Origin of the sequence: Planctomyces sp. SH-PL14, assembly GCF_001610835.1 — a bacterium.
Classification (GTDB): domain Bacteria; phylum Planctomycetota; class Planctomycetia; order Planctomycetales; family Planctomycetaceae; genus Planctomyces_A.
The window spans coordinates 8,215,294-8,228,194 of sequence record NZ_CP011270.1; the positions used below are offsets into that span (position 1 = coordinate 8,215,294).

At 59.3% G+C, this 12,901-nt stretch carries 14 protein-coding genes and 1 tRNA gene; 4 read left to right on the forward strand and 11 right to left on the reverse strand.

Going from position 1 to position 12,901, the window contains the following annotated elements; genetic code table 11:
- Positions 1-586 precede the first annotated feature (586 nt).
- Together VT03_RS31690 and VT03_RS31695 are read left to right on the forward strand one after the other, a co-directional pair.
- Positions 587-1,783: an EAL and HDOD domain-containing protein gene (locus VT03_RS31690; protein WP_075096714.1), complete on the forward strand. Its 1,197-nt coding sequence runs from the start codon at positions 587-589 to the stop codon at positions 1,781-1,783.
- Positions 1,784-2,003: 220 nt separating this feature from the next.
- The gene (locus tag VT03_RS31695; RefSeq protein ID WP_075096715.1) at positions 2,004-2,636 is read left to right on the forward strand and encodes a hypothetical protein; all 633 of its coding nucleotides are present in this window, start codon (positions 2,004-2,006) and stop codon (positions 2,634-2,636) included.
- A gap of 102 nt (positions 2,637-2,738) precedes the next feature.
- On the opposite strand, the gene VT03_RS31700 is transcribed toward VT03_RS31695, so the two are convergent.
- A tRNA-Leu gene (locus tag VT03_RS31700) sits at positions 2,739-2,820 on the reverse strand.
- A 289-nt stretch (positions 2,821-3,109) separates the two neighbouring features.
- Positions 3,110-3,394, reverse strand: coding sequence for a hypothetical protein (locus tag VT03_RS31705; RefSeq protein WP_075096716.1), 285 nt, complete (start codon positions 3,392-3,394; stop codon positions 3,110-3,112).
- Here VT03_RS31705 and VT03_RS31710 point away from each other — a divergent pair.
- Complete coding sequence (locus VT03_RS31710; RefSeq protein WP_075096717.1) at positions 3,393-3,974, forward strand: cysteine dioxygenase; 582 nt, start codon at positions 3,393-3,395, stop codon at positions 3,972-3,974. The genes VT03_RS31705 and VT03_RS31710 overlap by 2 nt on opposite strands.
- Positions 3,975-4,068: 94 nt before the next feature.
- Here the strand turns inward: VT03_RS31710 and VT03_RS31715 are convergent, their stop codons facing one another.
- Positions 4,069-6,510 carry a S8 family peptidase gene (locus VT03_RS31715; RefSeq protein WP_075096718.1) on the reverse strand — a complete coding sequence of 814 codons (2,442 nt, stop codon included), beginning with the start codon at positions 6,508-6,510 and terminating at the stop codon, positions 4,069-4,071.
- 2 nt (positions 6,511-6,512) lie between these two features.
- Positions 6,513-7,547 (reverse strand): AAA family ATPase, encoded by a 1,035-nt coding sequence (locus tag VT03_RS31720; RefSeq protein ID WP_197489135.1) that lies wholly within the window; start codon positions 7,545-7,547, stop codon positions 6,513-6,515.
- Positions 7,548-8,258: 711 nt separating this feature from the next.
- Between VT03_RS31720 and VT03_RS31725 the strand changes: the two genes are divergently transcribed.
- Positions 8,259-9,302 carry a replication initiator protein A gene (locus tag VT03_RS31725; RefSeq protein ID WP_075096719.1) on the forward strand — a complete coding sequence of 348 codons (1,044 nt, stop codon included), beginning with the start codon at positions 8,259-8,261 and terminating at the stop codon, positions 9,300-9,302.
- On the opposite strand, the gene VT03_RS33970 is transcribed toward VT03_RS31725, so the two are convergent.
- The 7 genes from VT03_RS33970 to VT03_RS31755 form a co-directional block, all read right to left on the reverse strand.
- Complete coding sequence (locus VT03_RS33970; RefSeq protein ID WP_156514922.1) at positions 9,299-9,628, reverse strand: hypothetical protein; 330 nt, start codon at positions 9,626-9,628, stop codon at positions 9,299-9,301. The two genes, VT03_RS31725 and VT03_RS33970, sit on opposite strands and share 4 nt — an antisense overlap.
- Positions 9,629-9,637: 9 nt before the next feature.
- Positions 9,638-10,309 (reverse strand): AAA family ATPase, encoded by a 672-nt coding sequence (locus VT03_RS31730; protein WP_075097395.1) that lies wholly within the window; start codon positions 10,307-10,309, stop codon positions 9,638-9,640.
- A gap of 489 nt (positions 10,310-10,798) precedes the next feature.
- Entirely contained in the window at positions 10,799-10,987 is a 189-nt protein-coding gene (locus tag VT03_RS31735) for a hypothetical protein (protein ID WP_075096720.1), read from the reverse strand.
- Positions 10,984-11,745, reverse strand: coding sequence for a hypothetical protein (locus tag VT03_RS31740; protein ID WP_075096721.1), 762 nt, complete (start codon positions 11,743-11,745; stop codon positions 10,984-10,986). Before VT03_RS31740 ends, VT03_RS31735 begins: the two co-directional genes overlap by 4 nt.
- A complete protein-coding gene (locus VT03_RS31745; protein ID WP_075096722.1) occupies positions 11,742-11,975 on the reverse strand; it encodes a hypothetical protein in 234 nt (77 codons plus the stop codon). Before VT03_RS31745 ends, VT03_RS31740 begins: the two co-directional genes overlap by 4 nt.
- Entirely contained in the window at positions 11,972-12,490 is a 519-nt protein-coding gene (locus VT03_RS31750; RefSeq protein ID WP_156514923.1) for a hypothetical protein, read from the reverse strand. Before VT03_RS31750 ends, VT03_RS31745 begins: the two co-directional genes overlap by 4 nt.
- Positions 12,491-12,547: 57 nt before the next feature.
- Positions 12,548-12,751, reverse strand: coding sequence for a hypothetical protein (locus VT03_RS31755; RefSeq protein ID WP_075096724.1), 204 nt, complete (start codon positions 12,749-12,751; stop codon positions 12,548-12,550).
- Positions 12,752-12,901: the final 150 nt, after the last annotated feature.

Sequence of the window (12,901 nt, forward strand, 5' to 3'; positions counted from 1 at the left end):
ACGCCGGCAGGGACGCAGTTCGAGCCGACGATCGCCGCACCCCGACCACTACGAGCCAAGATGGAATTCTCACCGGGAAGGCGCAATTTTAGACTGGCTCTCTGCGCGCCATTGCGGCACTTTTTGATCAGATCCGCGGCAGCCTCCGATCGCCCGTATGATCTGAAGGGGCGGCTTCAGCCGGCGCGTCCTAACAAACGTTCCAATGCGAGAAAAAGTCATCTTGATAGTCGCATCAGACGATCCTAACTTGCGCCGACCCTGAACGACTTCTTATGCCGGATGAAGACCGTGAGGGGCGAGAAGTTCCTGGTGGTCTCCGGTGCGGAAGAGAGTGAAGGCTGCGGGCTCGTCTGATTCGCATTAGGGCCTCATCTCGTGTCGAGCAGACCGATCCGTCGACGGTTTCACCGTTGCCGCGGACCGGCGTGGAAGCGGCGCGAGCGGGAGAATTGCGACGGTCCGACGGCATTCTTCCAACGGCGGCGTCCGGAACACGTTGGGCCAGTGAGGTCAGCCAGCGGTTCTCTCCTGCTGACGTCAGCCGGATTCTCTTTCGTGGCGGTCGACCGGCGCCGAGGTTGAGATGCGCGACGTTTACGTGGCACGACAGCCGATCTTCGATCGCCAGCAGCAGGTCTATGCCTACGAAGTCCTGTTCCGGAACAGCCAGGAGAACCGGGCTGTCATCGACGACGCCTCTCGCGCGACGTCCGAGCTGCTGTCGAATGCGTTCGTCACCATCGGACTGGACCGGATCGTCGGCACCGCTCCCGCATTCATCAATCTGACGCGGGAGTTCTTTACGGGAGAGTTGCCGCTGCCGATGGCGTCCGAGCGGCTGGTCCTCGAGGTGCTGGAAGACATCGAGATCGATGAGCCGCTTGTCCGCGGCGTTCAGAAACTCGTCGACGACGGATTCCGGATTGCACTGGACGACGTCGTCTTCGAGGAACGGCTGCGTCCGCTTCTGCCGCTCGCGACATTCGTGAAGGTCGAGCTCCCCCGCGTACCGCGCGACGAGTGGGGGCGGCAGCTGGAGCAGTTTCGTGAGTACGACGTCACGGTCCTCGCGGAAAAGGTCGAAACGCAGGAGGACTTCGATCTCTGCCGCCAGCTCGGCTACGACCTGATGCAGGGCTACTTCTTCTCGCGGCCGCAGATGCTGACGAGCCGGGAGGTGCCGGGGGGACAATTGGCCCTCCTGCAGCTCATGGGACAACTCAATCGCCCGGACGTGACGATCGAGGACATTGAACGGACGCTGCGGACCGACGCCAACCTCAGCTTCAAGCTGCTGCGATTCATCAACTCAGCCCGCTGCGGGGTGCCGCGGCGTGTGGAATCGCTTCACCAGGCGATCCAGTTCCTCGGGCTGCGGGGGGTCCGGTCGCTGGTGATGATCGTGTCGACGTCGAACCTCACCTGCCAGCGCCCCGAGACTCTCCGCAATGCGACATTGCGGGCTCTGCTGTGCGAAAAGCTCGGCCGTCGGGTCCCCGGCTGCGACTCGAGCGCCTGTTACATGGCGGGGCTGGTGTCGGCGCTCGACGCTGTCCTCGACATGCCCTTCGAGGAGATCGCGAAGCTCCTTCCCCTCTCGGAAGAGATCCTGGGGGCCGTCGCTCACCGCATGGGACCGATCGGCGAGGTCGTGCGATGCGCCGAGTCGCATGAACGGGTGGAGCGCTCCGCAGACCGCAAGTGCGGGAACCTCAGCGGGGAAGAGGTCCGAGCCTGCTACCTGGAATCGCTGGCCGACATCGGCGAGATATTTGCCTGACCCGCGCTGTGGGGAGTGAGAGCAGCTGGGTTGCGGAGGAACCGCGCTCCACGAGAGAGACTCGCGGGCCGCTTCACGGGCTCCTCGCCTTCACGGCCCACAAATCGCTGAATGCACCCGTCCGAGTGCGGGCCGGCTCAAAGTCGTTGACAAGCGGGAAACCGCGTGGGTATATCCCCAGCATCAGTCTCAGGGGCCGTGTCACGGGAGGCATCGGCACATGGCCGAACACCATCAGCACGAGTTGCATGCCGCGCTGCGGCAGGAGATCGTGGAATCGCAGAAGTCGCAGGCCGACTTCCTGAAGTGGAAGCTGATCGCCGGGGCGGCGGTCTCCTCGGTCGCGTTGGGAGTGCACCTTCCCGACGGAAAGGTCGCGGACAGCGTCCGGTCGCTTCTCTGTCTTGTCCCGCTGATCTGTGCCTACGTCGACCTGATCAGCCTGCACATCATGATCCGCATCATGACGATCGGGATCTTTCTCCGTCGCTCGGGGGACCTCTACGAAAACTTCACGTTCGAGGTGCGGGAGAAGGCGGCGTCCAACCCATTCATTTTCGAGGCGGTCGCTCTTCACGGCTCGAGCATGGTGTTCAGCGCCCTGATCTTCCTGCTTGGCTGGACCGGGTCTCCGAACGCTTCACTCGCAACATGGGTGGCGAACGGCTACATGATCGCCGGTCTGTTTGGCGTCTTTGTGACGGCGTTCTCGTGGCTGTTCTACAACAGTCGGATCGAGAAGGTCCTCAGCACGTCGGAGCAGGTGTTCAAAACACTCGGTCTCGGTCCGCGGGCCGCCAGCAGTCCTCAGACGGCCTCACCGCGACGGGAGACGTCTTCGGAGCTGCGGTGAAACGAAGCCCAGGGGCCAGGCAAGTCCGGCACGTCCCAGACAATCTTCCCGCCGCTGGTGACCGACCGGCGCGCATCCTCACGGGCCAGGATGCGAAAGCCATGCGAGAGACAGGAGTCGAACCTGCACGAGTTTCCCCGCTAGATCCTAAGTCCAGTGCGTCTGCCAGTTCCGCCACTCTCGCTGGAGCTGCAAGCACATTGAAGTGACATTGCGGCTAAGGATTTGCGGCGATTCACGTCGAATCCCGCATTGGAGCGGCATTCTACTCACATTGGGCTGATGCGGCCAACGACAGTACCAAAACAGTACCACGGGCCATCCAGTCCCGCTCGGGCGGCAAAACCTACGCCGAGACCCGGTCTTGGACGTCTTCCTTCCGACACTTGAGTCGGCGGCTCTACGCCGAACGCTGAATGTTCGTGGGAAGCAAAACGGCGCTCCGGAAAAGCGGGACGATGCTTCCGTTCCATTCACAGGAGCGGAGGACACGCATGCTTCGTCCAGCGACTACTGACGGGACAGATGATATCGACCCGGAACTCTTCGAAGAGGCCATTGCCCGACGCTGCGGCAACCTGACCTCTGACGCCGCCAAGGAAGTGTGTCTGTCCGCGAAAGAACTCCTCGGCAATCAGCCCACCGGCGAGCTGTCCCCTGCGGACTACCAGCGTGCCTTTGAAAAGGCGTACCTGATGCGAGTCCGAAGACGCATCGATCTTGGCGGAGAGTTTCGCAACAACGAAGGAGAAAATCATGGTGACGCTTCAGTCGCGGCTCTCTGTTGCAATTGCCAGCCTGAAAGCACGGCGTCCAGTCGACATTTTCCGGCTGATTTCGGACCTGCGAGTGACCGCGGGCGACATCGCGACGTTTCTTGAGCCTCCCAACGGTAACCCTTACGGCAGGAGGCTCATTCTCAGCGAAGGCGGCATCGAAGTTCTGCTGATGAACTGGGCGTCGAAGCACGAGTGTGCGCCGCATGACCACGGCGCGTCGTTTGGATTCATCCGAATCCTCAACGGAACGGCCCGGGAACGTCGCTTCACATTGCGAGCGGGGAAGCTTGAGCTCCTGACGGATGTCGAGCGCACCAGCGCACGGCCCATCTTCGTGAAGGCACCGACCATCCACTCAATGATCAATCCGCACGATGCGCCCCTAATCACGCTTCACGCCTACGCGCCTGCGATCCATGGTATGAAGGTCTACGATCCGCTTCGATGCGTCGGATGTGTTGTCCGCGACACGTGCGGCGCATGGCTTCCAACGCCCGAAGAGAGACTCGCAGAATTCTCGCTCGGATTCGCCTCGGAACAAACCAGTTCTGCGGGTTGACACCTTTCGGAAATCCTCATTGGATCGGCATCCGGATTGATGCCCTTGGCTTTTAGCCCGCCGTGAACGCTGCCGCTCCCCAGTGCTGTCGGGTTCACACCTCAACCTCAATCGCATTCCTCACATGGATGTAAATGGGTATGGTCCGCCCCAGTTCCTCAAGCCGCACAACAACGGCGATTGGGACCTTCTGCACGTTTCTAGTCCAGCGTTTGTAGCAGGCGATCGCGAGGGTGTAGTTGCCATCGCTGTACTCTCGTTTGTGGTGCGTCCATTCGTGGCTCGCGTGTTGGACCGTGCCTCGCGAGCGCTTCGTGAGATTTGGATAGAACTTCAGCTCCTTCGGAAGAGTCCGATCGTCTTCTTCTCCCTCCTTGTCCTCCTCTGGTTCAAGATCTTCATCCGACACGGATACCGACTCGGACATCGCGGCGACGATCTCGTCGCGGCTTTTGTCCCCTCTGAACATGCGCCACTTGATATCTGTTCCGCAGTACCGCTCTAGTCCCCATCGTTGAACCTCAGGGGCATGCGCGACTGTCACGGTTAGACGCCGCGGGCTCGATGATTTCGCAAGTGCCGCCGGGACAGTGATGTCGAAGAACATGACCTCGTCGCCAGCGATCTCTCCCTGAAAAAATGATACAACGGAGTAGTCATCGCACGCAGTTGCCCGATTGTGATCCGCAAGACCGTATCCCAGCAGCATCTCCAGTTTCTCCGGAGCTTTTGCCTTCGCCAGCCCGTCGCGAACGGTGTTGAGTTCTCTTGAATTCGCCCAACTCATGGTGGAGTTGACAAGGAAAGCACGCAGGAGTGAGGCGGTTGGTTTTACGCCGAGGGAGCGAAGATCCTGGTCGACCAGAGCTAGTCGATGCGCAGCACGCGGCGCCGCGAAGCTCGTCCCGGTGTGATACGCGATCGCCGGAGTCAGCTGCTTGCTGGCAGTGACGACCTGAAGGGCCTTGTTCTCCCGGACCTGTTTCGACGCGGGGTCCACGGCCAGATTACCACCGTACTCGACGATCTCGGGTTTAATCTCACCTCGGATTCCGGGTCCGCATCGAGTGAATGGCGATGGCTGATTGCGAAGCGCCAAGGCCTGCCCGTCACGTGCAGATGCGATCTTGGTTCCCGCTGCGACCGATCCCACCGTCAGCGCCAATGCTGCGTGGCCGGGGTCCAGCAGATGGCCTTCGTCGGAAGTAAAGCAAGCCGGGTAGCCCGTTCCTGCCTTCATCAGGTCCGACAGGGCTCGCAACGAAACATTACCCGTGCAGGTGACGAAAACGACATCGTACTTGCGGGAGAGCTGGTCAATCCGTCGCGCCACCCACGACTTTCGCGGCAGCGACCTTCGGGTGCCGTCGTGCCAGATCTTCGAGTCGTCGCCGACCGCAAGACAGTAGATCTTGATTCCCTTTGGAGCAAAGGTCTTCACCACCTCCTCGAGCACGCTCGAGAACAGGCGTTCGTCCTCGATTTGATTGTTGGCGTCGAGAATACGGGCGCTGGCCACCCACAGCTTGGGTGTGTTTTCGGCTCCGGTGGCGAGATTCAGGCCGTGATACGCAACGAGGGACGCAACGGCCGACCCGTGTCCGTTCTCGTCGTTCGGATTTGTTGGCTGGTGCTTGAGGAACGACTTAGTCAGCCCCGTATGGACGACTGGCTTCAGGAACGGGTTGCCCGGCGTCACACCGGAATCGATGACACAGACAATTGGGGCGGATTTCGGCGGTGCCTTCAGTTCAGCTAGATCCTGAACGCGAAAGGACTCGGTGATTTCCGAGAACGTCTGAAACCTCGGTTTTGATTCGATCCACCGAATCCGTGCGATCCACTTCGGCTCTTCGACCAATCGCTTGAAGAAAGCCCCGGTACACCGGATCACCGCCCGGCAAACGGGGGGCGCAATCTCGTGTTCAAAGAAATTGCCGTGGACACCGAGTGAGAATTCTTTCTGAAGGTCTGTGATCCAATCTTCGATCTCTTCGCGGCGTTTGACGTCGCCAGCGACCAGCGAAAGGAATTCGATCTCGCAGATGACCTGCGGCTTCTTAATCAGCACGGCGTAATCCTGTCGAAGATCGTCCGACAGTCTGTCCTTCGGGTCTCCCTCCTCAATGCTTGTCAGACGCCCCAGCCACTCATTCTTGGCGTGGCCTTTGACAAGCGGCGCCGCTCCGAACTCCTGAATCTTCTTCGCAACTTTATCGAGGTTGTCGCTCTTGGGAACGGCATAGACGACCTCTGACGAGGGCTGCGCAATGACCTGAAGATCGGTTCCCACCAGCAGTGTCTTGGGATTGACCCCCACATCGTTCTGAAGCTTGTAGAAAACAGCCCGTCGCTCCTTCTCCGACATCTTCTTCAGGCGTCGGGAGAGCTCGGATACTTGGACCTGAAGCACCCTGGCAATCTCTTGTCGCCTGGCGAGCAGTTCCGGGGGAAGCGGGATGGGACGTCCCACCTCTTTGCGGCGCGGTCGAGTCTCGGAAGGCTGAAAAGAGAGAGGTGGGAAACCTTCATTCATGGCTATTTGGTTTTTGTCGCGCGTTTGGCCCGCGCCCGCTGAAGAAGAGATCGATACGCCTTGAACTGCGCTGTCAGTTCCGAACTGCGCAGTTCAGTTCGCTCGGTCAGGATCATTGTCTTTACGGCCTCGATGGCGCATCGCTCAATCTCAGCGAACGACAACGAAGCCGCACTCTTCGCTGCCGCGTCGAGCTCTCCCACAACCTTCACGCCGTTGAGCCGGTCCGCAAGAAACTTGCGAACCAAATCCTGTGATGGCGGTGGGAAAAAAACGATATCGTCAAATCGACGCCACAGCGCATTGTCGAGCAGATACTGGTGATTGCTCGCCGAGATGACAAGGCTTTCGGATGAAGTGAAAGTGTCCATTGCCTGCAGCAGGCTGTTGACTACACGTTTGAGCTCACCGACGTCGTTCCCGTCATCGCGGTCTTTGGCGATGGCGTCTGCTTCATCGATCAGCAGAACCATCGGCGTTGCCTGAGCAAGATCGAAGACACGCTGGATGTGAGAGGCTGTTTCGCCCAGAAAGCTCGTAATCAGCGCATTGAGCCGAACGACACCGAGCGGTAAGCCGAGTTCGCTGGCAATTAGATGGGCAGTCAGTGTCTTTCCGCAGCCTGGAGGTCCCCAAAACAGTAGCTTGGTTTTGGGACGGAATCCGTTTGAGAGCAATTTGCTGCGGTTGAGATGCTCGTCGATGGCACGATTGATCTGGGTTCGCGACTCGGCGGCCAGCATCACTCGATGAGCATCGAAATGCGGATCGAGCAACGTCACCAGCGACTCGCCGTTTTTGCGGTCGCGAGGGATCACCGTCAGGCCGTTTGCAGGCCCAGCCGTCCGACTTTCTCCGCCGGCTCGAAGAGCCTTCCGAAGCTCACGGGCTTCAGCGTGATGATTGGCCGCCAATTCGTCTGAAATCACCCCTTCCGCCGCGCGCACGAAGAGCTCATCGTTCCGTTCGCGGAACGCCTGAAACATCGTAAGGAGTCGGTCTACATGCATCGTTCCGCCACTCTTGCGGGCTTCCATGCCGCGTCTCGCTCGGGGGCTTTTTTCGGTATGCGAAGTCACGATTCACACATCGCAGGGATGTTCCATGTTGACAAGCACAAACTTTGCCGTGCCGCCGACGCTTCTTCGGCACGCTTGCCCCCTGCCACCCCTGCCCCGATCCATTGGGAAGACGCAAGCCCTTACTGAATTGGGTGTTGCAGCGGACAACTGACCGGTCAGCAATTGCCTGAACGGCTCACGGGACAATTGTACCGTGTCCACCCCGTTCGACCAACCGGCAACAACCTGCATGCTGAGGGGTCGGCGTGGGAAGGCGGCCGGGATCTTGCACCTGCGACGGTCACCCACCCCCTGAATGCATGCTTGCGGAATCGCCGCGATCACCGTCTTTCGGGCATGGTGCCCTACTGCCCCGGCCAGCGACAAATCGGAACTTATCCACAGGTGATCGCTGAGTGTTAAATACTTAGTGTTAAATAGAGTGTTACGCTGTGGATAGTGCTCAATAAGCGATTGAGTCTGGCGGAGAATTTTAGATGGCTGGTGTGTAAACCATCGAAAGTCGGTGTGCAAACCATCGAAACTTGGTGTGTAAACCATCGAAACTTTTCCGACGCAGACCCCTTTGGGCCTTCGGCGGTGGGTGAAAGATCGAAAGGCGCCAGCCGGTGTGTGAAATGACGAAACTTCTTGACTCGGTGTGTGAAATGACGAAGTATCGCTCCGATGAATGAGCTTGCCAAAGAACGTCTCCCCCTCCTCCCTGATCGGCATCCGACGCCCGACTTTTTCGTCTGCGATCTGATGGATGCCGCGCCAAAGGGCGATATGGCATCGATGCAGCATCCGATCTTCTCCCTCTCGACCAAGCCCGATCACCGCGTCCGCCGATACGAGCACGGCGAAGTCTTCGTCGAGGTGAAGCCATCGTCGGATGGCCTCGCGACGGTGCATGACCGCGACATCCTGATCTACTGCATCAGCCAGCTGATGGCCGCGATGAATGCCGGCCAGCCGGTCTCACAGGTGGTCCGGTTCAAAGCGCACGATCTGCTCAAGGCGACAAACCGTATGACAAGCGGGCAGGGATACGAGGCCTTGAAGGCCGCACTGGAGCGGCTCTCCGGGACGCGCATCAGCACCAATATCACCACGGGTGGTCAGGAAGTGTTCGAGACGTTCGGCCTGATCGACCGTGCTACCATCGTTCGCCAGACACGCGACGGGCGCATGCAGGATCTCGAAGTGCGGCTGTCGGACTGGGTCTTCAACGCAATCCGCCACCAGGAAGTCCTGACGCTGCATCGCGACTATTTCCGGCTGCGCAAACCTCTTGAACGCCGCATGTACGAGCTGGCCCGCAAACATTGCGGCAAAAAGGACGAATGGAAAATCTCGCTTCCCCTGCTCCAGAAAAAATGCGGCTCGGCCTCAACGGAGAAGGAATTCCGCCGGCTGGTGACGAATATCGTCGAAGAGGATCGCCGCTTTCACCACATTCCCGACTACTCGGTCGAGCTCGACGACTCTGACATGGTGATCTTTCGCAGCCGTGGCAGCGTGCCCGCCTCCTCCGCCATTGAGCAGATCCCACTGCGAGGTCTGGCCACGGATGCCTACAACGATGCGCGGATCGTGGCGCCCGGCTGGGACGTCTATTACCTGGAGCAGGAATGGCGCGGCTGGATGGCAGAGGCGCCGCGTGATCCGGAAGCCGCCTTTGTCGGATTCTGCAAAAAATGGTTCGAGCGTCGCGGGCGCCCTGGCTAGGCGGGGTTCGCCGACAGATGGCCGTGTGATGTCAGCCATTCTTTCAATGCCGCTTCGAGAATCTCGCTGATTGTGTTCGGCTCGACTTTCTCAAGCTGCCGTTGCAGCGAAGCACGTTTCAACGCCTCTGCATAGTCCGACCGAATGCGTGTGCTGAGGGGCGAACGAGCCACCGCGGCGGCCGATGCAGGCCCGGTTGATGGGGATGCAGGTTTGGGCGGCTCCGCGACAGGCGACTTGTGCTGAAATACGAAATCCTGCTCCGTCTTCCTGTCCAGCGTCGGCGTTTGCTTAAGGCCGTCAACCAATGATCTGCGATCTTTCATCGTCCCTCTCTACGCCACCTTCTCTCTCGACTTGCGCAACTGCTTCGACCTTACCGCGCTAGGCAAAATTTCATGGAACACGTTCTCGACTTCTGTGGCGGCCTCCTTGGCGCGGGAGCCCATCTGCCAAACGACTTTTGCCTGGCCTGGAGCGTCTGCGTAGATCTGCCGAAGCGTCAACGCGTTCCGAGCCATCGGCAGTTTCAACGCCGCCGCGGCGTCCTTCATGTCTTTCGTCAGGCGGTAGTTCTTCCCAATCATGCTCAGAACGATCACCGCCTCGGGAAGCCCCTGGCGAATATCTTGCGCCCTGCGAAGCACGTCGGTCGCTTTGGCGAGGGCTCGGACTTCCAGCATGGATGCTTTGCACGGCACGATCGCGAGCTCTGCACGCAGCAGCAGCGCAAGGCTTGTTTCGGTTTGACTGCCTGGGCCATCCGCTACCACATAGTCGGTTTCCTGCGCGAGCTGCGGTAGCTGGTCAAGAATTGCGTTCGCGTCATCCAGACGAACAATCTTCACCTCGGGGATCGCCTCGCGAATCCACTCCGACGACGAATGCTGGGTGTCGCAGTCGGCCAGCGTGACGGTATGGCCTTGGGCATGCAGCCATGCTGCGAGATGAACGGCGAGCGTCGACTTGCCGACGCCGCCCTTGGAATTTGCAATCGAGATGATCATCCTCCGACCGTAGCGCGGTTGCGGCAAGCTGACAAGCATTATTTCATGCAAGATTGATTGCTGGCATTCCATCTGGCCAGCCGGACAGAGTGCCAGACGGCAAGGAGGCTGGAGTTCATGATCTCATGCTTGCCATCTTGTAGGCTCTCTGGCAAACCAGCAGGACAGCCAGCCAGCAAGAAAGCTTGATGGATTTGAGGATGTCTGGATGGACATCATGCCATCATGCATTCATTCCATCTTGCTGTCTTTCATGCAAGCAGTAAATCTGCCCTGCTGTCCTGCCATCTTTCAGGCCTGATGGAAAGCTTTCATGAAAGCTGACTTTCTGTCTTTCACGGTGAAAGTCGGCCTAAGCACTGCTTAGGGGAGATGTCTGACAAATCATTTTTTCCGTTTTTCATCAGTCGGTTAACTGACTTCTCCAAAATGCCGTGTGCGGATTCGTGCCGGAATGTCCCGATCCGGGACGCTCACATGAGGCCTGCGTCAACTGGCGTTTGGGCTTAGCAGCCCCGAGTGTCTCTCAGCCAGGGCTTCTTCGTAGAGGCGAAATGCGAGCCTGCGGGTCGCTTCCTCGTCGGGAATGCCACGACAGGCGACAGCCAGCTCGACATAGGCCGCGAAGGCGCAGCCATGGAACAGGTCGTCGAGGATGTCGTGGCATTCGTCTGTCATTGGGCTTTCTCGAAGATCATGCAGACATCATGCAGTCCGGGAATGAACGCCGAGCGGTAGACCTTCCGCGAGCTGCTAGCCCCATGGCTGAAGCGGATGATGTCAGTGCCACATTGCCGCAGCCCGCACGCGAAGGCAAGGCGTTTGGTGTGGTAGGTGAGGGGGACGAATCCCGCCTCGCGGTCCTGATAGTCGCCCATCAGAATCGCGAGCTTGCCGCCCGGTACCAGCACCTGCGCCGAATGGGCGATTGCCAGTCGGTAGCGGTCGAGGAATGTTTCCAGCGAGGGGGCACGGGACAGATCGCGCGGATCGTCGGCGTAGAGCTTCTGTCGCCAATAGGGCGGATGCAGCCAGGCGAAGTCAAACGACTCAGGGTCGACGATTCGATTGTCACCGTGAAATGAGGCGTGTTCGCATAGGTCAAAACCGCGGTGAATGTCACCGGACCAGCTATCGACTCCGAGCTCGCGGCAGACGTCGCGGCACGTCCCGCTTCCTGACATCGGATCGAAGACGCGCATCGCTCCGAAGTAGCACAGCAGGTCGCGGATCAGGTTTCCGCCGCAATTGCCGGGATAGCGTCGATCGCCGTAGTCCCCGGCCACCGGGTCGTGATAAAGACTCGTCAGGCTTGGAACCGGGCTCGCGTTCATGGGGGCAAGGGGCAGCCGTGCCATCACGGGTTGGCGCTCGTCCGACATGCGGGCAGAGTAGGCGGGGTTGATAAAGGGATTGAAGGGGAGGGGCGAGATCATGGAATGAGTCTCCTTTCGTCTTGCTGTTGATCGTTGCATTCATGGATGTAGTGGCGGCACGCCTGTGCAAATGCGAAGTGGAAGTCTTCGCCCGCGTAGTCGCACCAGTGCATGGCATCGGCAAGGAGATCGACGAGGCTTGTTGGAAGATCGTCTCCCATGCGAAATCGGGAGAGGATTCGCTCGGCGCGAGCGGCTCTCAGAGCATTGGTCATGTTGGGCTGAGTCATGGCTGAGCTCCTTCATTTAACCGCGGGGCGTTGTAGTCCGTTTTGGTGATGAGGAAATAGACTTCCTCAGCACAGGAACGGCTCTTGAAATCGCCGATGCACTGCGCTCCCTTACCGGGGATGTGACCGTAGAGGCTCCAGAAGGTGGCTTCCTCGTCTGGTACTCGCTCGCAGAAACGATCCGTCCCGCAACCGAACTCCCGCACTCCGCTGATTTCGTAGTCATCAAACGGCGTGAGGGTCGTCACATCGGCCGGTGCCGCGGCCTGCAGATTGTGTTTTGTGATCGCCTCCCGCAGGTGCGGTTCGTATCGATCGCCTCGCCAGGAATTTGAACCGAATGCAATATCGTGATTGGCAAGCTTTGTCAGATTGAAGACAGCGACATGGTGCTCCTGCTGGAAGACGATACCGAGCATCAGATCTTGCTCAGGATCATCGAAGATCACGGCGTGAAACGGAGCGCCAGCGATGCCGTTGCGGTGATAGTCAACTGACATAATGGTGAGATTCATATGGATAGTCCCTTCTGGTTGGTGCGGGCGAGCCGTGCGGCCCGCCCGCGGGTTGATTCAGTCTTTCTTGTCGGTGGCAATGCGGAGCGTGATGCGGCCATCGAGCGGGACGCATTCAAGCTGGATGTTGAAGCCGCTGCCGTCGGTGTGTGCCCAAGCACTGCCAATGCGTGTCCAGAAGCCTTTGCGTCCTTCGCGGTCGCGGACCTGGTAGGCGATATGGCTGGGGGCTTTGCCCGAGGTGGTAGGATTGTCAGTCATTGTGTGGTCTCCTTCTTTTGAGTTACCGGCCACGCCCATCGCGGCCTGATGGCACCCTTCAAAAGCCGCGTAAGCCGGAGCGCAGCGCTCTTGCAAGCTGAGAATTGGGGGAGACCTTAAGGGGGAGCCGATTCTCTGCTTGCAAGGCCG